Raw genomic sequence first — 22,911 nt, 5'->3', positions numbered from 1 at the left:
ATATTTACGCGAAACCGGCCTGTTACTACACTTTTTGTAAACGCTAACAAACAAAGCGCAGCAGCAGCCGATACCATCCTTCACCCAGAGCTGCGGAGAAAAAGCGTGGAGTAGGCTTTAGTCCGAATTCAAGGGGGGAAACTCCGAAGGGCCAACGTAAAGCCGCGCACAACAATGAACAGGAGGAATCATCTGATGAGAAAACGTTTAAAGCCTTGGGCCATCGTACTGTGCCTGTCCATGGTCGTCTCGCTGCTGGCCGCATGCGGTTCCGGCTCGAAAGATAGCGGGGACGGCGGTCAAGCCTCCGGCTCGGCGGATAGTGTACACAAGGAGGGCTTCCCGATCGTCGACAAGCCGATTACGCTGTCGGTATTTGCGCCTGACGTGGGCAGCGCCAAGTGGGATACGATGCAGGTATTTAAAGACATGGAGAAAATGACGAACATCAAGCTCACATTCCAGACGGTTCCGGTCGACAGCTTCGAGACCAAGAAAAATCTGATTTTTGCGAGCGGCGACCTGCCGGATATTTTCTACGCTTCGGCTTTGACGCCGGCTGAGCAGGTGACGTACGGAAGTCAGGGAACGCTGATTCCGCTGGAAAAGCTGATTGATGAATATGCGCCGAACATCAAGAAGCTGCTGGACGAAAATCCGGACGTGCGGAAGTCGATCACGACCCCCGACGGTCATATTTACGCCCTGCCTTACGTAGATAAAGGCGCGGTATGGTACAAGAGCCCGCTGTACTATAACGGCAGCTTCCTCAAGAAGCTTGGCGTAACCAAGCTTCCGGAAACGCCGGACGAGCTGTACGATTACCTGAAACGGGTCAAGACCGAGGATCCGAACGGCAACGGCAAGGCGGATGAAATTCCGCTCACGTCGACCAAGCTGAAGGATATCCGTGTGCAGATGCTGGGCTTCTGGGGCATCTATGACGAGGTGTATTATGCCGACAAGCAGGGGAAAGTTCACTACACACCGCAGGAGGAAGGGTTCAAAGAGTATCTGACCTTCTTGAACCGGCTGTGGAAGGACGATCTGCTTGACCATGAAACGTTCTCCCAGACCGACGACCAGAAGAAGGCCAAGGGCAAAAACAATCAGGTGGCCTTGTTCAACGACTGGCTGCCGTACTTTATGCTGGGCGGTGAGCCGAACACCGACAACCCGTTTATGGAGCCCCTGAAAACGGGCTTCCCGGACTCGCCGGTGGTGGCCAAGAATTCAGGAATTTCGAAGAACGGAACGTTTGCCATTTCGAGCACCAACCCTGCTCCGGAGGCAACGATGCGCTGGGTGGACTACCAGTACAGCTATGAAGGTTCTACGCTGTTCAACCAAGGGCCGGAAGGCGTGCTGTGGAAATACAAAGACGAGGCAAACCACGTCAAAGAATGGCTTCCGGTACCGGATGGAGGCGACCGCGAAAACTACCGCGGCAAGCTGACTCCGAACTACGGCATCACGACGCCGGGCGTCAGCCTTCCGGAAGTGAGCAAGGGACTGCGTTCCGACATCGACGAGTGGGTCGAAAAGGAGAACCAGGAGAAAATTTTGCCGTATGCCAAAGTGCCGTATCCGAACGTATTCCTGACGGAAGAGGAACAAACCGAGGTGACTTCGCTGCTGTCGGACCTGAACAACTACGTCGAGCAGATGGAAGCCAAGTTTGTGACCGGGCAGGAGCCGCTGTCGAACTGGGACAAGTATAAAGCCCAGGTGAAGAAAATGGGCGGAGACCGCATCGTGGAAATCTATCAGGCAGCCTACGACCGTTGGGACGGTCAGGAATCCAAGTAGATCAGCCAGTGAACTATGCAACGCATAAAAAAGAAAGGTCGCCGATATGGCGGCCTTTCTTTGATAAATGGGGACTGATCTATATTGCACCTGCATCCCTTGCCGAATAGAATGACGGGTAAATTGGTCGATAGTGTAATTCATCTCTTATACGCGTTGTATCGACGACCATGTCCCATGGATCAAAATCCTGCTGCAGCGCTTCGCACGATATATCGCTATGATAAAGCTGAAGCAGCTCCGAAACCGAGATCGGGGCATCGTCGCCAACATTGTAGATTTGGCCATCGATACCTGGTGTGGAAGCTGCGAGCATCAGGGCTTGACTTACATCCGCATGGTGCGCCATAGAGAATCGTTTGGCTGGATTCCAATTACGCAATATCGGCAGAAATTCTGCGATATGGGGATCGCGATCACCATAGACAAATGGAAGCCGTAGAATTCGTACGCCTAATCCCTGTTCGCGATGAAGCCGCAGCAGTGCCGCTTCGGCTTCAACTTTGGATTGAGGATAAGGAAAGGCAGGCCTAGGCTCGTCATCTTCACGGTTGGGTCTCGAATGCTGCCCGGAACCGTACACATGATTGGTGCTGGAAAAAACAAACCTTGGCACTTCCGCCATGAGTGCAGCGCGAGCTAGAGCTATGCTGCCATCGATGTTTGAAATTCTGGTGGTATGTTCGTCTACACCACGGAACTGTGCTGCCAAATGAACCACTGCATCCGTGCCCCGGAGAGCATCAACATAACTGTCCGGCTGCAAAAGATCGCCTTCTACAACGTCAGCCCCTTGCCGCTGAAGCCAATCCGCCTTGGCAACGTCCCTAACCAGCAATTTAACGTGATGACCGCGCTGTAACATACGCGGAACAAAACGGCTTCCTACTTTACCCGTGGCTCCTGTTACGAAAAGGTTCATTTTCATATCCTCCTAAGTTTTTTAAACGGTATATCGGCAGTATAATAGAATGAGCCAGCAGCTACCTTCCTGCGTTTATCGTACGATTGAAAGTGTCAGGATAAGGAGGAGTTAATCATGGAAGGGACTTCTTCCGGAATGTCATTAGGCGAATTTTTGCGTTCGCGGCGAGAACGTCTTACACCAGAAGATGTCGGGTTAATATCCTATGGAAGACGACGGACCTCGGGCCTTCGAAGGGAAGAAGTTGCCCAGCTAGCCCATATTGGAACGTCGTGGTATACCTCATTGGAACAAGGCAGAAGTGTCAATCCATCAGAGGACGTACTTAACAACATCGCCAAAGCGCTGCGTTTGACGGAGGATGAACGCCACCATCTCCATCTTCTTGCAAGACCGGTGCAACAGGAAAAGGTAGAAGATCAGCAATTAAATATTGGTTTGGAACGGGTAATAAGGGCGCTTGACCCTAATCCGGCATTCGTAATCGGAAGATACTGGGATTTATTGCTGTGGAACAAAGCAGCTGAGATCGTTTTTCGAATCCCGCCGCTTTCAAATCATATGCATCTGAGACCCAATTGGATGAGACATCTCTTAATGGATGCCAAGCTCGGATCGGACATACAGGACTGGGAATCCAGAGTCCAGGTCTTGATTGCACACTTTCGTGCAGATTACGCGCATTTTCCTAATGATACGAGGTTTAAAGAGCTTATTGAGGAATTTATGCAGAACAGCCCGTTGTTTCGCGAGCTCTGGCCGCTGCATGACGTTCAGGCCGTAACGGATCGCCACAAACAAAGGTACGACCCTCGAATCGGAGAGATGGAGTTTGAACATGTGACCTTGCAATCGTCAGCCAATCCGGACGTGAAGATTATGATTTATACAGCTTCAGCGGATACGGCTGCGCGTCTGCAACGTATAATGAGCAATCTGGAGAATGGATAAGTCTATTGGCGTTTCATTCCCAACATGGCGTGCCTGTAAATAAAAAACCTTCCCCATTTACATACCTGCCAAATTCGCGAGAAGCACACTTTTTTGCATGCGTCGGTAATCCCTGGTTCGATTCAGGCATACCAAGAGCGTTCCTCATCCCGATTAGCCCTAGCGAAATAAATAATGCTTCGATTTGGGCCACATACTCATTGGGCAGCGGAAAGTGCTTTCCGTACCAATCGATGTACTGCTGTCTGGCAGTGGGATGAATAAAGGTACATGTGATGGCCAGGTCAGTGAGAAAAGGACCGAATCCGCACGCGCCAAAGTCAATGGGATGGGCAGCCCCGTCTGCAAACACGATATTGGGAGGAACGATATCGCCGTGCAATACACCCCAAGTCATCTTGTTTTTAGGGAGTGTGTCCAGCAAAGCCATCGCTTTTTCCCCGGCGGCTTCAAGAATCTGAACATCATGTGCATCTAATAACCCTTCCCGCACCTGCGGCTTGATCAGATCCAGCGCATTCTGTATGCGTTCACGATGAACCGTTGGACGGATAAAAGACGAAGGGGGCTGCCATATACTGGCATGCTGATGCAAAGCTGCCGTCATTTCAGCGGTGGACTTCAATTCCTGATCGCTGGTAAAGTATTGTTTTTGCTCGCCTTCCACCCAACTGAGCATCGTACAACTTATATCGTCCACTTGTGTAACATAAGAACCCAGCCGATTGCGTTTTGGCACAGGGAGGGTGAGATGGGTATCACGGTTAAGCGCATCCAGCCATACCAGCTCAGATTCCAGTACATCCCGGCGCGTCCACATGGTTTCAAGCGTACTGATTTTAGATTTGTGAACACGCAGGCTGTACATCAGCCCATGGTGAGCTTCAATTTTGAAAACCGCGGCACCGCTTTGTGCTACGGGCGACACGGAAACAGCATTTATATCGTACTGGGCAAGCGCATGCTGCGCGATGATTGCAAGATCCATTCGATTCACACCTCCTAAAGGAAATAGCCCCTAACACCGGGGGATTGATATAATACTGCGCTCTAGAGCTGAACTACAGCTTAACGACAGGAATCCAAACCTCCATTTCGTACATGTTGTTACCGCGATCGTAAGTCATTTCAAATTCGGGACCGTTTGCAGCTTCGTAATGAGAGCTTGGAAACCACTCGCCCCAGATCCGCCTCCACAATCCATGAATGTCATTCTGTCCACTCGGATTGATTCCGGTTGAAAAAATCGCATAAGACTGAGGGGGAATTTGAAGCTTTTCAAATCCTTCAGGCAAGCCGCTTTGGGGTAAAAAGTAACCGATCATGTACGAAAGTTGTTCTCCTTGCTTGTTGTATAAAACCGCATGGAGCTGGCCGTGTTCGCCTAAACCTGCGGCAGCGCGGATTCGTTTGACGGTTCCATCAAAAATACACTTTTGCCAAAACGCGGGTATTTCGATAAACGGATTCTCGCCGTCGGCATGGATCACAGTCGAAACACCGAACATTTCAAAGGCAGGTTTTCCTTCCATTCTGTAGTTCATCTCGACATCTCCGCGAATTGAAATGTGAAAGGATAAGCGAGGATAAGCCTTAAGGGACACACCGTTGTCGCGAGCAGCCTTTGGCATGACTCCGTGCATTTTTTTGAACGCCCTGGAAAACGCCTCGGGTGATTCGTAACCATACTTCAGTGCAATATCGATCACCTTTACGCCACCGGATTGCAGTTCAAAAGCGGCAAGGGTAAGCCGTCTGCGCCGAATATACTCGGACAGCGAAACGTTTGTGATGAACGAAAACATGCGTTGAAAATGGTAAGCCGAGCAGCAGGCCGTTCCGGCCACTTGGTCATAGTCGATCTCTTCCGACAGATGCGTTTCGATGTATTCCAACGCATGATTCATGCGTTTCAGCCAATCCATACAGATCATCCCTTCAACATTAATTATACGGAGTACCGAAAATAAAGCCTTGCATTCCATGCACAGAAATATCAGGTATTCCGCCTTGCTTTACCCCATACGCTGCACTTCCTAAAAGAAAAACGAACAGCTGAACAAATCAGCTGTTCGTTGTCAGTCCTGGAGCATTTCGCCGAGCAACACGCCGTCCGGATGGTTCAGCTTGCGGAATTGTCCCGGCGTGTAGCCGGTTTCCTTTTTAAACTTACGGATAAAATTCGGGGTGTCGGCATACCCGACCCGGCCTATGATTTCCTTGAGCGGTTCCTGGGTCGTCATGAGCAGCCGCTTGACCTCCTCCATCCTTTTCTGCCAGATGTACTGGGTAAAGTTCAGTCCCACATTTTCCTTAAACGTCCGGCTGAAATGCGAAGGAGAAATTTCAAACAGATCCGCCAGGCTCTCCAGGCTCAGGCTGTGATCCATAAAGTGCTGGTCAATATAGCCGAGCATCTGGTCCTTGAGCGAGCTCTCCTTATGCTTCGTCTCCTGCTGCACCTGCGTGCAAATATGGGAGGCCAGCTTCCTGAGCTGCCCCTCGAATTCATCCAGGGACTGAAAAGCGCTGCTGGTCGGAATCTCCTGCGTAATATGGTGGATACCAAGCTCCGATGCGGTCTTGAGCATCGTATTGAGAATGTCAAAGCAGATGCAGCGGGAGAGCAGCGGTGACGGGCTGCCCTCTTTCAGGCTCGTCATCGCTTCGCCGATCATGTGGGCAGAGACGTCATGGCTGCCCTGTTTCAAGCTTTGGGACAGCTTCAGCAGCACGTTTTTCGGAATCCAGAAGGCTTCCTCGCTCGCCGGCGCCAGTTTTTCAAAAAACGTAATACCGCCCTTCTCCGACGGAGTATGGAATTCCAGCGCCGAGCAGGCTTCGATAAACGACTGATTAAGCTGTCCCGCCTGTGAATATCCGGTGCCGACCCCCATGATGGGGTTAAGGTCGAACGCCTCCAGGATATTGCTGCGGACGGCATCGACGATCCGGCTCATATGGATGAAGCTCTCCATCGCCGGGTGCGGGTCAAAGCAGACGATGAGGGCCATCTGGTCCCGGCGCGGGAGCTCCACGCTGTAAGCCGATGCCCGGAGCCCGGGGATGTCCACTTCGGCTAGGAGGGAAGCGAGCGTCTGCCAATCCTGGTAATCCTGGGAAGGGTCAGCAAGCTCGCCTCGTTCCATGGCGATGACAAAAAACTGCGAACGGTCAAACCGAATATTAAAGGCTTCCAGCAGATCCGGCTCGAGCTCCCGGTCTTCTCCCTGCTGGAGCAGTCTCAGCAGAAGATGGTTCCGGGCGTACGGTTCCTGCAGATCGGCACGGGAGCTGTATTCCTGCAGCGCGGAGCGGATATGCTCCAGTTCATTGCCCGGAAGGAGCGCATCTCCTGTTCCCCGGTCGTTTCTGGACTTGGAATTGGCGAAATCGACCAGGGCTGAAATCGGGTGATATTGTCTGCGGGCCAGAAGCAGGGCGATGCCGATGCCTGCCAGCACCACGATGCTGAACAGCATGATGATAAAGCTGCGGATGTGCAGCACGCTGCTGAAAAACTGATCGCTTGGCATCAGCGTCACATACGTCCAGCCGTTCATGTCCGATTTGGTGGACACGACGGAATGCGCTTTTCCGCCCAGCTCCACGCTGTGAATGCCCGGATCGAGGGAAAACAGATGTCCCGTGTCCAGGCCGTTGATCGTTTCACCGTGATTGTTGGCGGCCAGCACCTGTCCGTGATTGTCAAAAATGTACGCAAGCCCCTTGTAGCTGCCCAGAATGGAATCGATCAGACCCGTGAGCTCCGACTCATCGATCAAATACATGACCGTTGCGTGGGGATTCGGGCTGTTCGGCGTAATCGGCACCAGGTAGGCAAGCAGCGACTGCTGCCTGTAAGTGCCCCGGATCACCCGGTCCGCCGGACGCATGGTGGGAAAAGACACGTCGTTCAAATCGCCCATCAGGCTGTCTTTGGACCAATTCTGGAATATGTACTTCTCGCTGAACACGTCCAGGCTGCTAAGCCCCTGCGAGGAGTAAATCCGGTCGTCATGATGAAAATATAAAAATACATCTCCGATAATGGAGCTGGTTGACTTATATTGATCCAGAGCGTCGATCGCCTCCCGGGAATAGAACGGATCATGAACCCGGTAAGAGATCAGGCGGTCGTCATAGGCGATCCTTGAGGCGATGTCGCCGAGCTCCTTCATCCGGCCGTCGACGATGCTTTCCGCCTGCGTCAGCTGGTTCAGATGGCTTTGCTCGATTTCCTCCCGGAGGTTGCCCGCGGCGCTTTGGTAGATGAAGACGGTTACAAAAACGAGAGGAAGCAGCAAAATAAACAGATAAGACCATATATATTTCAAAAACAGCTTCGATTTCAAGTACCTTCTGAGGTTACGCTTCAAACTTTCCGCCTCCCTTTGGTTTAATCATAACAAAAAATTCCCTATCGGACATGGAATAATTCCGGCTGGCGGGGTTTTCGGCGGGAAAAGCGGGGCTTGTCCGCCAGGCTGGATACGTTGACTCGATGGATTTTTTTATATATAATATGTTTCAATGTTTCAACCATGAAAAACTGTAAATGAAGCGATGATAAGGGGTATTAGTTCCAGGGATGTCATACAGAGAGCCGGCGGTGGGTGCAAGCCGGTTGACGATTTGGGATGAACTCGCCTTTGAGCTATGATGTGAAGCGCGTGCGAAAGCGCGTCAAGGATCATCGATTCACCCGCGTTAAGGGTGCAAAGGGAGCGGGGATAAAGCATGTCCTCCGCTAACTAGGGTGGTACCACGGGAATCAAACCTCTCGTCCCTAGCGATGATACGCTATGGATGAGAGGTTTTTTTGTTGCAAACATGAAAGACGAGCGCCGTGCCGTACCGTAATAACGGGCGGGCAGCGGGCGCATTTTAGGAGGCAAATGAGCATGAGTAACCAAGAGCAGGTTCAAGGCCAGGGCTACCAGCACAAGGTGATTGAACCGAAATGGCAGAAGTATTGGGATGAGCATCACACATTCAAGACGACAGAGGATCCTGAAAAGCCGAAATTTTACGCGCTGGATATGTTTCCTTACCCGTCCGGAGCCGGACTTCATGTCGGCCACCCGGAAGGGTACACGGCGACGGACATCGTCTCCCGCTTCAAACGGATGAAGGGCTATAACGTGCTGCATCCGATGGGTTGGGACGCATTCGGCCTGCCGGCGGAGCAGCATGCGATGGATAAGGGCGAGCACCCTCGGGAAATCACGATCAAGAACATTAACACGTTCCGGCGTCAGATCAAGTCGCTCGGCTTCTCTTATGACTGGGATCGCGAGATCAGCACAACCGATCCGGAATATTATAAATGGACGCAGTGGATTTTCATCCAGCTGTACAAACGCGGCCTCGCCTATGTTGCCGAAGTGCCCGTGAACTGGTGTGAAGCCCTCGGGACCGTACTGGCCAACGAGGAAGTCATCGACGGGAAGAGCGAGCGCGGCGGCCATCCGGTCGTCCGCAAGCCGATGCGCCAATGGATTTTGAAGATTACCGAGTATGCCGACCGGCTGCTGGAAGATCTGGATGACCTGGATTGGAGCGAAAGCCTGAAGGATATGCAGCGCAACTGGATCGGAAGATCGAAGGGCGCTGAAGTGCAGTTCGAAATCGAAGGGCATGACGCCAAGCTGACGGTATTTACGACCCGTCCCGACACGCTGTTTGGCGCTACTTATTGCGTGCTCGCTCCGGAACAGGAGCTGGTAGAGCGCATTACGACGCCTGAACAGAAGGATGCGGTGAAGGCCTACCAGGAGCAGGCAGCCCGCAAGAGCGATCTGGAGCGCACCGATTTGGCCAAAGACAAAACCGGTGTGTTTACCGGAGCCTATGCCGTCAATCCGGTGAGCGGCGAGAAGCTGCCGATCTGGATTGCGGATTACGTGCTGGCAGGTTACGGAACCGGAGCCATTATGGCGGTGCCTGGGCATGATTCCCGTGACTGGGAATTCGCCAAGAAATTCGGCTTGAACATCGTGGAAGTGGTCAAAGGCGGAAACGTGCAGGAGGAAGCTTATACCGGGGATGGGGAGCATGTGAACTCGGGTCCGCTGAACGGACTGCACACCGAAGAAGCCATCGCTGCAATGATCGCGTGGCTTGAGGAGAACGGCAAAGGCCAGGGCAAGGTAACCTACCGCCTGCGTGACTGGCTGTTCAGCCGCCAGCGCTATTGGGGCGAGCCGATTCCGATTCTGCATCTGGAGGACGGCACGATGAAGACCGTTCCGGAGGACCAGCTTCCGCTGCTGCTGCCGGATGTGGATCAAATCAAGCCGTCGGGTACAGGGGAGTCGCCGCTGGCCAACGTCACCGACTGGGTGGAGACGATCGATCCCGAGACGGGCATGAAAGCCCGCCGCGAGACCAATACGATGCCGCAATGGGCCGGCAGCTGCTGGTATTACCTGCGCTACATCGATCCGCATAATGCGGATGAGCTGTGCTCGATGGAGAAGCAGGAGGCATGGCTGCCTGTCGATCTGTACATCGGCGGAGCCGAGCATGCGGTGCTTCACCTGCTGTATGCCCGTTTCTGGCATAAATTCCTGTACGACCTCGGTGTCGTCACGACCAAAGAACCGTTCCAGAAGCTGATCAACCAAGGCATGATTCTGGGAACGAACAATGAGAAAATGAGCAAATCGCGCGGCAACGTCATTAATCCGGACGAAATCGTCGAGCAGTTCGGTGCCGACACGCTGCGCGTGTACGAAATGTTTATGGGGCCTCTGGAAGCGACCAAGCCTTGGAACGAGAACGGCGTGGAAGGCGCGCACCGCTTCCTCTCCCGCGTGTGGCGCCTGATCGTCAGCGAGGACGGCAGCCTCAGCAGCAAAATTACGGACGGCGATGGCAGCGATGAATTCAAGCGGACATGGCATAAAACGATTAAGAAAGTGACCGACGACCTGGAGAATCTGCGCTTCAACACCGCGATCAGCCAGCTGATGATTTTTATCAACGAAGCCTACAAAGCGGATGCGCTGCCGCGTCTGGCGATCGAGAACTTCGTGCAGATGCTGTCGCCGCTCGCTCCGCACATCGCGGAAGAGCTTTGGGAGCGTCTGGGCCATCAGGAGAGCATCACTTACGTACCGTGGCCGTCCTATGACGAATCCTGGACTGTGGAATCGGAAGTCGAAATCGTCATTCAGGTCAATGGCAAAATCGTTCAGCGGGCGATGATCGCCAAAGATATGAGCCAGGAAGCCATGCAGGAACACGCCATGTCGCTGCAGAACGTGCAGCAGGCCATTGACGGGAAAACCGTACGTAAAGTCATTGCGGTACCCGGCAAGCTTGTGAACATCGTCGCGAACTAATCGGCACCGGGGCCGCCGAACTGGGCGTCACACTTTTCCAGATCTTCTTTGTATTTGCCGTGGGTTGTGGCGATCAGACGGTGAAAGACGCCGGTTAAGCTGCTGTCCAGCAGGGCAAGCGCCTCGGCGGTAATGCCGCCGGGAACGGTTACCCGCTTCTGCAGCTCAAGGGGCGTAAAGCCTCCCTGCGTCAGCAGTTTACCCGTACCGAGCAGCATTTCCCCGGCGATCCACGTCAGTTCGCCGCGGTCCATGCCGGTCGTTTCTACGGCGGCGTTGATCCACTGATCCAGAAAAAAGCTTAAAAAGGCAGGCCCGCAGCTGGATAAATCCGATGTGATCCTGACAAAGGATTCATCGATGAGGATGGGCTTGCTGATGGGAGACAGGAGATGCTCGAAGAGCTGCCTGTCTTCCTCTTTTATCCGGCTGCCATACATACATAGACAGACGCCGCTTTGAACGCGGTGGGCCACGCTCGGAATGATCTTGGCCACCTTACAGCACAAAGCCGACTCCAGGTGATGGATCTGCACCGGACTCGTGATGGATATCACCATTTGATCGGGCCGAAGCGTGCTACCGATTTCATCCAGAATCGCTTTAAATTGAAGCGGCTTCACGCACAAAAAGATCAGATCGCTGTTGTGCGCGGTTTCCGCGTTGCTGGTGCATACATGCAGACCGGGGTGTCGCTGCTGGAGCCGGATAACCTTCTCGGGGGTACGGTTGCTGGCATAAACCTGGTTTGGAGCGAGCGAACCCGAATCAATCAGGGCCTCAAGCAGCAGGCTGCCCATGCTGCCGGTTCCGATAAATCCTACCTTCATATAGGTTCCCTCCTTTCGTGCTTCGCAGTAACGACATGATCGTTCCCATTAGTGTATGCGCTATAACTTGGCCACCATGACGGCTAATTCCGCATTATAGAGTTATAAATTTTCAGTGTATGTTATTCTGTACTTCATCTATGGACCGACAGCGAGTCATTTCAAGTCATTTCATAGAATCGGGGTGTCATGTTGTGAAAAGAATATCGGCAGTCGTCAGCATCGTTTGTGCCGTGCTGGGAAGCGGGGCCATTCTGCTGTCTGGAGTTCATACAAGCAGCGGCATGGAGCAGTGGCAGCCGCTCAACGGCAGGGTTGAAAGCGTGCTGAACGAAAAAGCGGGCGGTTCGGCAGGCGATTTGCCTAAAGGCGCCGCGGCAGCGGATGACAAACAAAAGCAGGAGCAAGGTTCTAAGCAGGACGCCAACCCGGCTGCCAAACAGGACGCCGTACCCTCGGGATCCGCGCAGGCGAATGAAAGCCGAAATACGGCAGATAAAGCGCAGAGTTCGGGGGATGAAGCGGCGGCGGGCCAAGCTGCAAACGGAAGCACTCATTCTGACGCTGGACTTGCGGCGAATGCCGCTTCGGGGCCGGCAGGAACTTCGTCCGAGCAGCCATCGGCTGGTGGTTCGGCTGACGCGGTGTCCGGTTCGCAGACAGATGCCGGAGGGCAGGGCAAAAAGGTCAACGTCAATACCGCAGGACTAACGGAGTTGACCGATCTTCCGGGGATCGGTGAGGCCAAGGCCAAAGCCATTCTGGAATACCGCAATCAGCACGGGCCGTTCAAATCGGTTGCGGATTTGGACAAGGTCAAAGGCATCGGGCCCAAAATGCTGGAAAAAATGAAGCCGTACATACAGCTGTAGGTGATCCGTTAGACGCTAAATGCGTTGTCTCTCATGCAGGTATATCGGTAAACGTTTTTCTTGTGATACAATATGTACACATTCTACGGAAATCAGGTGATGGATTCATGACGGTTGATACCCGAAAAGACTGGGACACTTACTTTATGGATATTGCATACATGGTATCGACGCGTTCCCGCTGTTCCCGGCGCCATGTCGGAGCCGTGCTCGTTCAGGGGAAGAAGCTGCTGGGCACCGCGTATAACGGAGCGCCGATGGGCGTGCCGGACTGCTCGGAAGCGGGTTGCATGATCGCTGAGGAGTACGAGCTTGTGGACGTGGACGGAAAGCAGGAAATGGTGAAAAAGCAGCGCTGCGTCCGGACGATTCATGCCGAGCAAAACCTGCTGCTGTTCACCGACCGTATCGACCGGGAAGGCAGCTCCGTCTATGTTACGGACGAGCCCTGCTGGACCTGCGCCAACATGCTGGCGAACAGCGGCGTGACCGAGATCGTGTATCACCGCCCGTATCCTAAGGATACGGAGAAGGTGACGGAAATGATGCGGCAGAAGGGCATTACCTTCCGCCGGCTGCCCGTCTATGAGCCGCCACGGGAAACGGTGATGACGGTGGCGGATTAAAAATTGGCGGTAAGACTGAACATACGGTTACACAGGAATATTCGGAAATATGGAATAAATCATCAATAGGGGAAGGACCTCTGTCCGCAGCACGGCTGCCGGCAGGGGTCCTTTTTTGGTTTTTGTAAAAGAAGGCGCAGGCGAAGTGCGCATGAGAAACCGTCGGAAGCCTATATGCAAAGAAGGGAAGTGTGTGATATGAAACAAAGACCGCTGATCGTATTCACGGTAAGCTGGATCGCCGGCAGCAGCGCAGCGTATGCCTGCTCGGGTTCAAGGCTGCTTCTTCTGATCGCAGGCGTATCGCTGCTGCTGGCAGCGCTCGGTATGTACCGGAGAGACTTCCTCCGGACCGTGATCATCATCTGGTGTGCCTTAGCGGCGTCGGGAGCGTATTGGGAGCTGAAGGAAGCCGAAAATATATCCAAGCTCCCCGAAGCCCTTCAGGCGGCTGATGCTGCCCAAATGGACGGAGCCAGTGTCCGAATGACAGGCATGATCGCCTCGGCCGTCGAAGTCGACGGGGACCGAGCCGATTTTGTGATGAGCGTACGGCAAGTGGTACCTATCGGCGGGACCGCAGCCAGCGGCAAACCCAACTCACGCGATGCCGGAACGAGTACGGGCAGCGAGCGTACGGTGTCCGAAAAGGTCATGGTGCAGGTCAAGCTAAAGAGCCGGCAGGAGCAGGAAGCAGCCCGCCAATGGCAGCGGGGGGACCGGGTCCGGATTTCCGGCAGCCTCGCGCAGCCGCAGAGCGCACGGAACTTCGGCGGCTTCGATTACCGTCAGTACCTGGTGACCCAGAAAATTCACTGGTTGTTTAAAGCGGCCGGTGCCTCCAATGTTCAGGCTTCACCTCCGTCCGGCTTTGGCATGACCCTTCTTCTGCGCTGGAACGATCAGGCGAGGAATAGCCTGAGCGGAATGATCGACCGGATTTTCCAGGACCCCCATGCTGGTTATATGAAGGGGCTGATCATCGGGCTTCAAGACGACCTGGATCCCGAAACCTACGCAGAATTCTCCCAACTGGGCCTGACCCATATTTTGGCGATCTCGGGTATGCACGTCGCCGTGTACGTGGGCTGTTTGCTCTATATCTTTTCCCTGCTGCGCCTCTCCCGTGAAAAATCGCTGCTGCTTGTCATGCTGCTCGTGCCCCTGTACGTTCTTCTATCCGGTGTCAGTCCGTCCGTCGTGCGGGCGGGGATTATGAGTATGATCGGGCTGTATGCAGCCCGAAAGGGGATGCTGAAGGACGGATTGAACATCCTCAGCGCGGCGGCGCTGCTCATGCTGCTCTGGAATCCATATTATCTGCTGAGCGTAAGCTTCCAGTTGTCGTTTCTCGTGACGGCAGGCCTGATGGTCTATGTTCCTTTGATACATCCGCAGCTGTCCTTTCTGCCGTCCAAAATCGCCGGTGCGGTCGGCGTTACCCTCATTGCCCAACTCGTGTCTTTTCCGCTGACGATCTATTACTTCAATCAGTTCTCTTTACTATCGTTTGCGGCCAATTTTGTGCTCGTTCCCTTCATTACCTTTCTCGTTCTCCCTGTGGGGACGGCAGCGCTGCTCATCGGCTCGCTATGGCTGCCCGGGGGCAAGATGCTGGCGGCGGCAGTCGAGTGGCTGGACGATCTGTCTTTCTGGCTGGTGAAATGGATGAACGGGTATCCGCAGTTCGTGACGATCTGGAAGTCACCTTCGCCGGTTTGGATCGCTTCCTATTTTATAGCGCTGTATGGGCTGCTCTATTTCGGAAAAGGGTGGTCGCTCAGCCGGCGGCAGATGGCAGTGGAGCCGGACGCGACCGTGCCGCTGGGTGTGCCCCCTACAGCCCGCCGCCCGGAAGCGGCTTTGCCGTCCAGGACGAAAACCCGGCTTGCCGCAGGAGCGCTTGGGGGACTATGCATACTCATCGTTCTTCTGTACGCGGGATACCAGCCGGAGCACTTCCGCGGGGCTGGAGCGGTGCAGGTGCTGGACGTGGGGCAGGGTGACAGCATTTTGATCACGACTCCGCAAGGAAAGCACCTTCTGGTCGACGGGGGCGGAACCGTCAGCTTCCGCAAGGCGGAGGACGGGTGGAAGGAGCGGAAGCAGCCGTTTGAGGTCGGCGCCAAGGTTCTCGTTCCATTATTAAAGAAGCGGGGAATCCATAGGCTGGACGCGGTCATCGTAACGCACGGGGATCAGGATCACGCCGGAGGCATGCAGGCGGTGCTGGAACAGATTCCGGTCGGGGCGTTTTTATTCAATGGGACGATGGCCGGTACGGCTGCCTTTGATCGGCTGATGGCTGCCGCCGTAGACAAGGATATTCCGATTTATGCCATTCACCAAGGAATGAACTATGCCCCGGACGGCCGGACACAGCTGGTTTTTCTCGGCCCGGTCCTGTCGCAGACCGATCAGGAGGCGCTGCCGGTCGTCAAGGACCAGAACCATGACTCGGTCGTGTTCCTGCTCGAAATGAACGGGGGACGCTTCCTGTTCACCGGAGATATGGACAAGGCGTCCGAGCAGCAGATTCTTGAGACACTGGGCTCTGGCCGGTTTGGTGACGCGGTGGCGGATATTGGGCAAGCCGTAGATGAGCCGGCGCTGCAAACCGCAGGCGAGCTGCTGGAAGCACCCGTGGATGTGATCAAAATCGCGCACCACGGCAGCAAGACAGCCAGTTCGGCGGAATGGCTGAGCCGGTGGAAGCCCGCCGCAGCCGTTATTTCGGCCGGCGTGAACAATCTGTACGGGCATCCGCATGCCGATGTGCTGCAGCGGATTTCCGAGGAAGGAGCGGCCGTTTACAGGACCGATCTGCAGGGGGAAATCCAATTTTCGGTAAAATCCGGGAAAATCCGTGTCAGAACCAAGCTGATAACAAAATCGTAATGATTTGTCTATGAAAAACGCTTAGAATGATGAAGTTGGCCGCAGAATCTTCAGGTGACTCCGCCTCTGGAATTTGGTATTCTTAATTGTGGTTTTCATCAGCAGATGAAGTAAAACGGTGGTGTCACCCTTGACGTACATACCTTCCGGATTTTTACGGGAAGCAGATTTAACAAAACGATTACGGGTGGATCGAAGCAGAAGAAAAAACCGCTTTCGGTTGAAGGTTATACCCGGTTTTATTAGGAATGGCAAGCACTCCCGGGGCCTGCCTTTTCAGCAACTTTAAAAATGTGGTTACAAATTGCAACAATTTGCTGGTCTTACACGTCTGTAAGATTGCAGGGAGAGGGGGATCCTTTGTGGTAGAGCAGGGACTCATCAGAGCCGCTCAATCGGGCGATCGCGACGCTCTAATCACCCTATTAAGAGAAATTGAACAACATGTTTACAGGACAGCTTTTTATATTCTGAATAATGAGCAGGATGCGCTCGACGCTTCCCAGGAAGCATTGATTCGGATTTATACCAAAATCGATTCCTATGAAGAGAAGGCACAGTTTAAAACGTGGATACAGCGGATCGTCACGAACATCTGTATCGACAAGTTCCGGCGGACGAAGCCTACGGTTTCGATCGACGAACATGAGCTCGTTTTTCAGGACAAACAGAATGTTGAGAAAGAGGTTTTATCCTCTTATTTGGCCCAGGACATCCAGGAGGCCATCAATCAACTGCCGGATCATCACCGGACTGTGATCGTCCTTAGATATTTGCAGGATTTCTCCTACAATGAAATCGCTGACTGTCTCAACCTGCCGCTGAATACGGTGAAATCCTATTTATTCAGGGCCAGACAGCAGCTGCAGAACATGCTCCAAGAGCATCAGAAAGGTGGTGTATCAGGATGAAGTGTCCAGAGGTGGTGGAGTGGATGCACCGTTACTTGGATTACGACTTGGACGAAGAGGAAACCGTCAAGCTCTATGAACATTTGAAGACATGCCCTGAGTGTGCGGATACCTTTCGGCTGCTGAAATCGTTGTCCAGAGACCTCGAAGATTTGCCAAAAGTAACGCCTAAGTTCAGTCTCGTCGATGCCATCATGCCTCAGCTGGATGCGATCGATCAGGCGCGCCACGAGAAGAGCGCATCGCTCGAAGAAATGCCGGCACCTGCCGAAATGGTACCTGTTCCGTCCCGTCCGGCCCGCAAGGGCAAGTTCTGGAATACGGTAGCTGGACGTACAGCGCTCGGAGGCGCTGCGGCTGTAGTCATTCTTGGGGTGGCGGTGCTGAATTATAATCCGAAGCAACTATCTACGGCGGAAGAGCCGCCTGTTAATACGGCAGCCTCCAAGGAGGCAAGCGGCATGGACGCGGCGGCGACCTCAGGCGCAGAACAATCCAAGAGCAATGTTGTCGAACAAAAAACGGGTTCTTCCGAGCCCGCACAGGATCCTTCAGAAGAGAAAATGCCGGCATCATCGGATCCTTCGCAGCTCAGCGAGAGCCAAGACGCCGGCAGCGACGCTGCAGCGAGCGACAAGGCGGCCGGTCAAGAAGCCCAGACCTATGCGCAGCAGCAGGACTCGTCCAACACTCCGGTCCAGGATCCGGAGACCAGCCGGAAAGCGGACATAGGCAGCCAGGACAATGCCGGCAAAGCCGGGTCCACCGAGTCGGCTGACAATAGCACCGGCAACCAAGAAGGGGATGGAGGGCAGGCGACGCTAAGCGCTCCATCCGACACGGAGAGCCCGCCTCCGAAAGGGGATGAGGTTCAGAAGGACATCGTTCCTCCGAATGGAGACGGCGGTCAAGCGGCCGATAGCACTGCCCCTGAGGTTAACGGATCTCAAGAAGGCGACACGTCGGGACAAATGGGCATTATGGCCATCAAACCTAAAGAAGATTCGAACAAGTTCTATTCTCCTGACGGTCAATATGCGGCCTCTGTCGAAAACAAAAAGCTGGTCATCTTCAGCGTAACTTCGGACGGAAGCTCCAAGCAGGTAAGTTCCCTTGATCTGCCGGGAACGTGGGTATCGGGCGTGTGGTCTGCCGACAGCACCGTGTTTACGTACCAGACCACGGATGCCAGCGGCTCGACGGTAAGCCAGACGTATCAGGTGGGCAAACAGGACGGCTCCACACCGTAAGCGCCTGATGACAAAGCATAAAAAAATGTGCTGCTCATGATGCACACATGATAGAGATATGGAATAGGTTATATTACGCAGGATCCAAAACGTCGTATGACCACCGGCGGTTAAGTTTCTAGAGCTTTTCACGCCGGTGTTTATAATAGATGTGCTGGAACATAGGGACCTTATGCGAACCGCAGGGGTCCTTTTGTTGTTGCGCGTTCACCCACCGTAATTCGGCCTGACGGGGGAGGCCTGTTTTTCTTCCCCGCCGTTTTTGGTAAAATGGATGTAGCGCTTTTTTTGGCCGGATGGACGGGGCATCGGAATGATGTACCTTGCGGAACGGGATTAACAGATATCAATGGGCATGGATAGAGAGAAGGGGGAGCAACAATGGATGTAAAGGCGGCGGTGAAAGCGATCAGACAGGGTGATGTATCGCCGGTCTACCTCCTGTACGGAACCGAGAAATACCAGATGAATGAATTTACCTCACTGATGGAGGACCAGCTGCTGCAGAAGGAGGAGCGGGATTTTGCGATCGTACACTATGATCTGGCCGACACCCCGATCCAGGAAGTCGTGGAAGAGGCCGAGATGATTCCTTTTATGGTGCAGCGAAAGCTTATTTTCGTTCGGGATGCAGCCGTATTTACCGCAGGAAAGGATTCAGGCAAAGTCGAACACCGCATGGAATCGCTGCTTGAGTACATAGGCAATCCGGCGGAATACAGCGTGCTGATCTTCCTGGTGAACAACGAGAAGCTGGACGAGCGCAAAAAGGTCGTTAAGGCCGTTAAAAGCGCCGGCACGGTGCTTTCCTTTATGCCGATGGGCAGCGACGAGCTGTTGCGCTGGATCGAGAAGAAGGCCAAGCAGCGCGAATGCAGCTTCGCCCCGGGGGCGGCGGAGATGCTGGTCCGCAACGCGGGCACACAGCTGCAGACACTTGCAGCCGAAGTGGACAAGCTGTGCCTGTATGCTGGCAGCGGCGGCACCGTGACGACGGATATCGTGGACCGGCTGGTGGCGCGGAGCACGGAGCAGAACGTATTTGCCCTCGTTGAGGAGATCGCCAATCTGCGGCTGGATCAGGCGCTGGGCATCTTCTATGAGCTGCTGAAGCAGAAGGAGGAGCCGATCAAAATCGCCGCGCTGATCGCCCGCCAATTCCGCATTATTTTGCAGGTGAAGGACCTCGGCGGCCAAAGCTTTTCGCAGCAGCAAATTGCTTCCCAGCTGGGGCTGCATCCTTATGCGGTCAAGATTGCCGGGGAGCAGGCGCGCAAGTTTCAGCCGAACCAGCTGAAGGCGATCCTCAGCAGGCTCGGAGATCTCGATTACCAGATGAAGACCGGGGCTATTGATAAAGTGCTCGGCCTGGAGCTGTTCCTGCTCAGACTGGCGGGGTAGCGGAACAATTGAATCGATGTGAAGGAGGCACCGTTTTTGCGCTTTGGAGCGTAAGGGCGGTGTTTTTTATTCTATCATTGATTCCATCAGGTCAGAGGGAAAGGAGGCATGTTGCTGTGCCTTAACCGGGGTGCGAGGCTATTTCTCTAATTCAGATTGTCCTCCGGCAAGTGTGCAGCATATTCTACCTTATGATTGTTCCAGACCAAAAACTATATAGAAATGGTGGAGTTCGCATGCGCTGGTTAGAAGTGAAGCAGAGAGGCCCGCTCGACGGGAGCGTGATCATTCCAGGGTCCAAGAATAGTTCCCTCGCCCTCATCGCCGCTGCCGTTCTTGGAGACACACCGACAATACTGGAGGGCATACCGGATATTAACGATATCCGCGCCATTGGAGAAATTGGAAGCCGCATCGGCCTGCAGGTGAGCAAAAATGATGACGGCCATTTTGTTGTGGATTCAACCCGGATTCATTCATCCGTCCTCGATCAGGCGCTGACGTCTTCGTTCCGCGCTTCCTATTATCTGATCGGGGGGCTTCTTAGTAAGTACAAGCGGGTGACGCTCGGTTATCCGGGGGGTGATAATTTCGTGGAGCGGCCCATTGACCAGCATATGAAAATATTCAAGGCGTTCGGGGCGGACGTGACCCTGGAAGAGAAACAGTACACGGTATCGGCGGAAAAGCTCACGGGCACCGACTTTTGCTTCGATCTGCTGACATCCGGCGCAACGATCAATGCGGTGCTGCTCGCTTCGCTGGCGGCCGGAATCACCCATCTGCACAACTGCGCTACGGATCCGGAAGTGGTGGACGTCTGCCAGCTGCTGAACCGGATGGGAGCCGACATCACCGGAGCCGGTACGGGCACGATCCGTATACGCGGCGTGAAGTCTCTGACAGGATGCCGGTATCGGGTGATCCCCGATCGTCTCATTGCGGGGGCGTTTATGATGACGGTGGGCATCACGGGCGGTACGCTGACATTGAAGCAGGTCATTCCCGAGCATGTGCGGTCCATCATGGCCAAGCTGAGCGAAATCGGCATTGAATTTGAAAGCGGGGACGATTACATTATCGCCAGCAGCCAGGGGAATATCAAACCGACGCGGGTACGGACGGGCATGTATCCCGTGTTCAACTCCGACATGCAGCAGCCGATTACGAGCCTGCTCCTGAAGGCACCGGGCTACAGTGCCGTCAGGGAAAAGGTGTACCCGTACCGTTTCAGCCATGTCGCCCAATTAAACCGGCTTGGCGCCGATATCCAGGCGAAGAACGGCTATGCCATCATTAAAGGCGGCAGACCGCTGCACGGCGGCTACGCCCATGCGACCGATGTCCGGGCGGGAACCTGCCTGATCATGGCCGGCCTGCAGTCGGAGCAGGCAACGCGAATCACGGGCATCGAGCATATTGAGCGCGGCTATGAGGACGCGGTGCATTTGTTCGGCCAGGCGGGGATCGGGCTGGTGATCCACGAAGGCGAAACCGCTCCGGACGGCACGGAATATACGACAACGGCGTGAGCGCCGGCCGGCTGCTTAGGGCTGTTTTAGCTTACGTGTTCTTGACGGCAAACAGCCCCCAAACCGGAAGAACGGCAGAGGGGGCTATTTCGATTAGTTTATGACTCGGATCAATCTTATACGAGACACAAAACGGTTCTAGCCGTCAATCGCTTTAGTCGAGGCCTGCTGAGCGGACAAGCTCCCGAAACGCTGGGACCAGTAGGCGAGGCCCATCGTCAGCAGCAGGAATAACCCTGTAATGAGAAACACGGTATGAATGCTGAACACGCCGCTGATCGCGCCGCCCGCAAGCGGTCCCAGCATGCCGCCGAGCTGGTTCGCGGTCTGGTTGAGGCTGAAGGCCCTTCCGCGGAAATCGCTTGGCGTAGACCGGACGACAAGCCCGTTCAGCGCCGGGAATACGGCGCAGAAGAAGCAGCCGTACAGGAAGCGGACGACCGAGAACGCCCAAATGTTATGAAACGGGATCTGAAGCAGCGAACCTATGCCCCCGGCGAACAAGCCGATCATCAGTATTTTCTGGAACCCGACCTTGTCGGCCAGCTTGCCCCAGCGCGGGGCGAAGATGATGCTGGCGATCCCGACGAGCGAGAAGATGAAGCCCGCCAGGATGGACGCATCCGATGCCGAGTGGCCGATCTCCACAATATAGAGGGAGAGCACCGGCTCGATGGTCATGACCGAGAACTGTGTCACCATGGTGAGCACCAGGACAATCATCAACATTTTGTTGACGGCTGCCTGCTTCAGCGTGTTAAACACCGAAAGTTTGCCTTTGCTCGGAACGAATTTTTCCTCTTTGACATAAAAGATAACGAGCAGCGTGGCCAGAAAGCACAGCACGCCCGCACTGCCGAAGGCCAGCCGGTTGTCGAACACCTTGGAGAGCACGCCGCCGAGGAGGGGCCCCATGATGCTTCCCGTAGCCGTGGCCGTGGACATGGTGGACAGCGCGTAGCCCACCCTTTTCTCCGGGGTGTTGGTACCGACAATTGCAATGGCCCCGGGAATAAACCCGGAGAGAAGCCCCTGCAAAATACGCAGGATGAGCAGCTGCACCGGATGCGTGACAAACGCCGTCAGCAAATAAATGATGCACAGCACAAAACCTGCGCGGATGATCATCGGCTTGCGGCCGTATTTGTCGCCGACGGATCCCCAGAACGGAGATGAAAGCGCTCCCGCAAAAAACGCTGCGCTGAACAGCAGACCGGACCACATCTCAATGTTTTGGGTGACACCGATTTCAATCAGAAACAAGGGAAGAAAGGGTACCACCATCGAGAAGCTTGAGGACACGATCAGCGAGCCGAACCATAAAACCCATAGATTTTTCTTCCAGCTTTCCATAGACGTCATCTCCTGTTAAACCTAGTATACAGCACATGGGTTGTCCACTTGCTTCATGAGGCTGCTTCGAACATGGCTGTCCGTGCTATATAAAAGAGCAAAAGGCGCGCCGCTATGGCGTTGTCAGCTCTGTACGCGTTTCGAAAGAAAATTTAAAAGTCCTGATCAGCTTGGGAGCTGCTCAGGACTTTTCCATTTCATCGT

The 22,911-nt window shown here is 54.2% G+C and carries 16 protein-coding genes and 1 other annotated feature; of the genes, 10 read left to right on the top strand and 6 right to left on the bottom strand.

Going from position 1 to position 22,911, the window contains the following annotated elements:
- Window positions 1–195 precede the first annotated feature (195 nt).
- Window positions 196–1,809: an extracellular solute-binding protein gene (locus KI379_RS19910; RefSeq protein ID WP_212984481.1), complete on the top strand. Its 1,614-nt coding sequence runs from the start codon at window positions 196–198 to the stop codon at window positions 1,807–1,809.
- A gap of 79 nt (window positions 1,810–1,888) precedes the next feature.
- Here KI379_RS19910 and KI379_RS19905 read toward each other — a convergent pair whose 3' ends face one another.
- The gene (locus KI379_RS19905; RefSeq protein ID WP_212984480.1) at window positions 1,889–2,731 is read right to left on the bottom strand and encodes an NAD-dependent epimerase/dehydratase family protein; all 843 of its coding nucleotides are present in this window, start codon (window positions 2,729–2,731) and stop codon (window positions 1,889–1,891) included.
- Between the two features lie 117 nt (window positions 2,732–2,848).
- Between KI379_RS19905 and KI379_RS19900 the strand changes: the two genes are divergently transcribed.
- On the top strand, window positions 2,849–3,685 hold the full coding sequence (locus KI379_RS19900; protein ID WP_212984479.1) for a helix-turn-helix transcriptional regulator: 837 nt from the start codon (window positions 2,849–2,851) through the stop codon (window positions 3,683–3,685).
- A gap of 13 nt (window positions 3,686–3,698) precedes the next feature.
- On the opposite strand, the gene KI379_RS19895 is transcribed toward KI379_RS19900, so the two are convergent.
- From KI379_RS19895 to KI379_RS19885, 3 genes are all read right to left on the bottom strand, one after another.
- Window positions 3,699–4,673 carry a phosphotransferase enzyme family protein gene (locus tag KI379_RS19895; protein ID WP_212984478.1) on the bottom strand — a complete coding sequence of 325 codons (975 nt, stop codon included), beginning with the start codon at window positions 4,671–4,673 and terminating at the stop codon, window positions 3,699–3,701.
- Window positions 4,674–4,746: 73 nt separating this feature from the next.
- Window positions 4,747–5,610: an AraC family transcriptional regulator gene (locus KI379_RS19890; protein WP_212984477.1), complete on the bottom strand. Its 864-nt coding sequence runs from the start codon at window positions 5,608–5,610 to the stop codon at window positions 4,747–4,749.
- A gap of 153 nt (window positions 5,611–5,763) precedes the next feature.
- Complete coding sequence (locus tag KI379_RS19885) at window positions 5,764–8,064, bottom strand: helix-turn-helix domain-containing protein (protein ID WP_212984476.1); 2,301 nt, start codon at window positions 8,062–8,064, stop codon at window positions 5,764–5,766.
- A gap of 178 nt (window positions 8,065–8,242) precedes the next feature.
- Window positions 8,243–8,479: a binding site (T-box leader), on the top strand.
- Window positions 8,480–8,589: 110 nt separating this feature from the next.
- Between KI379_RS19885 and leuS the strand changes: the two genes are divergently transcribed.
- A complete protein-coding gene (leuS, locus tag KI379_RS19880; protein WP_212984475.1) occupies window positions 8,590–11,034 on the top strand; it encodes a leucine--tRNA ligase in 2,445 nt (814 codons plus the stop codon).
- Here leuS and comER read toward each other — a convergent pair.
- On the bottom strand, window positions 11,031–11,864 hold the full coding sequence (comER, locus tag KI379_RS19875) for a late competence protein ComER (protein WP_212984474.1): 834 nt from the start codon (window positions 11,862–11,864) through the stop codon (window positions 11,031–11,033). The two genes, leuS and comER, sit on opposite strands and share 4 nt — an antisense overlap.
- 194 nt (window positions 11,865–12,058) lie before the next feature.
- Between comER and KI379_RS19870 the strand changes: the two genes are divergently transcribed.
- The 7 genes from KI379_RS19870 to murA all read left to right on the top strand — a co-directional run bounded on the left by KI379_RS19870 (window position 12,059) and on the right by murA (window position 21,354).
- Window positions 12,059–12,736 carry a ComEA family DNA-binding protein gene (locus KI379_RS19870; protein WP_244879333.1) on the top strand — a complete coding sequence of 226 codons (678 nt, stop codon included), beginning with the start codon at window positions 12,059–12,061 and terminating at the stop codon, window positions 12,734–12,736.
- Window positions 12,737–12,843: 107 nt separating this feature from the next.
- Entirely contained in the window at window positions 12,844–13,362 is a 519-nt protein-coding gene (locus KI379_RS19865; RefSeq protein WP_076169763.1) for a deoxycytidylate deaminase, read from the top strand.
- A 198-nt stretch (window positions 13,363–13,560) separates the two neighbouring features.
- Complete coding sequence (locus KI379_RS19860) at window positions 13,561–16,260, top strand: ComEC/Rec2 family competence protein (protein WP_212984473.1); 2,700 nt, start codon at window positions 13,561–13,563, stop codon at window positions 16,258–16,260.
- Window positions 16,261–16,622: 362 nt separating this feature from the next.
- A complete protein-coding gene (locus KI379_RS19855; RefSeq protein WP_076169765.1) occupies window positions 16,623–17,171 on the top strand; it encodes an RNA polymerase sigma factor in 549 nt (182 codons plus the stop codon).
- Complete coding sequence (locus KI379_RS19850; protein ID WP_212984472.1) at window positions 17,168–18,421, top strand: zf-HC2 domain-containing protein; 1,254 nt, start codon at window positions 17,168–17,170, stop codon at window positions 18,419–18,421. The genes KI379_RS19855 and KI379_RS19850 overlap by 4 nt, the downstream gene beginning before the upstream one ends.
- 381 nt (window positions 18,422–18,802) lie before the next feature.
- Window positions 18,803–19,822, top strand: a complete 1,020-nt coding sequence (gene holA / locus KI379_RS19845) for a DNA polymerase III subunit delta (RefSeq protein WP_212984471.1) — start codon at window positions 18,803–18,805, stop codon at window positions 19,820–19,822.
- 236 nt (window positions 19,823–20,058) lie between these two features.
- Window positions 20,059–21,354, top strand: coding sequence for a UDP-N-acetylglucosamine 1-carboxyvinyltransferase (gene murA / locus KI379_RS19840; protein ID WP_212984470.1), 1,296 nt, complete (start codon window positions 20,059–20,061; stop codon window positions 21,352–21,354).
- 138 nt (window positions 21,355–21,492) lie between these two features.
- Here the strand turns inward: murA and KI379_RS19835 are convergent, their stop codons facing one another.
- Window positions 21,493–22,707 (bottom strand): MFS transporter, encoded by a 1,215-nt coding sequence (locus KI379_RS19835; RefSeq protein ID WP_212984469.1) that lies wholly within the window; start codon window positions 22,705–22,707, stop codon window positions 21,493–21,495.
- Window positions 22,708–22,911: the final 204 nt, after the last annotated feature.

The organism is Paenibacillus cineris (assembly GCF_018333335.1).
GTDB classification, from domain to species: Bacteria; Bacillota; Bacilli; order Paenibacillales; family Paenibacillaceae; genus Paenibacillus_AQ; species Paenibacillus_AQ favisporus.
Note: the sequence above shows the minus strand (reverse complement) of the source record. Positions and strands in the feature narration are given on the sequence as shown.

Excerpts from the sequence above, each read along its gene's own strand:
- KI379_RS19910 (WP_212984481.1), top strand. The coding sequence starts at position 196 with ATGAGAAAACGTTTAAAGCCTTGGGCCATCGTACTGTGCCTGTCCATG.
- KI379_RS19865 (WP_076169763.1), top strand. The coding sequence starts at position 12,844 with ATGACGGTTGATACCCGAAAAGACTGGGACACTTACTTTATGGATATT.
- KI379_RS19905 (WP_212984480.1), bottom strand. The coding sequence starts at position 2,731 with ATGAACCTTTTCGTAACAGGAGCCACGGGTAAAGTAGGAAGCCGTTTT.
- comER (WP_212984474.1), bottom strand. The coding sequence starts at position 11,864 with ATGAAGGTAGGATTTATCGGAACCGGCAGCATGGGCAGCCTGCTGCTT.
- KI379_RS19860 (WP_212984473.1), top strand. The coding sequence starts at position 13,561 with ATGAAACAAAGACCGCTGATCGTATTCACGGTAAGCTGGATCGCCGGC.
- KI379_RS19835 (WP_212984469.1), bottom strand. The coding sequence starts at position 22,707 with ATGGAAAGCTGGAAGAAAAATCTATGGGTTTTATGGTTCGGCTCGCTG.
- murA (WP_212984470.1), top strand. The coding sequence starts at position 20,059 with ATGCGCTGGTTAGAAGTGAAGCAGAGAGGCCCGCTCGACGGGAGCGTG.
- KI379_RS19850 (WP_212984472.1), top strand. The coding sequence starts at position 17,168 with ATGAAGTGTCCAGAGGTGGTGGAGTGGATGCACCGTTACTTGGATTAC.
- KI379_RS19895 (WP_212984478.1), bottom strand. The coding sequence starts at position 4,673 with ATGGATCTTGCAATCATCGCGCAGCATGCGCTTGCCCAGTACGATATA.
- holA (WP_212984471.1), top strand. The coding sequence starts at position 18,803 with ATGGATGTAAAGGCGGCGGTGAAAGCGATCAGACAGGGTGATGTATCG.
- KI379_RS19890 (WP_212984477.1), bottom strand. The coding sequence starts at position 5,610 with ATGGATTGGCTGAAACGCATGAATCATGCGTTGGAATACATCGAAACG.
- leuS (WP_212984475.1), top strand. The coding sequence starts at position 8,590 with ATGAGTAACCAAGAGCAGGTTCAAGGCCAGGGCTACCAGCACAAGGTG.
- KI379_RS19900 (WP_212984479.1), top strand. The coding sequence starts at position 2,849 with ATGGAAGGGACTTCTTCCGGAATGTCATTAGGCGAATTTTTGCGTTCG.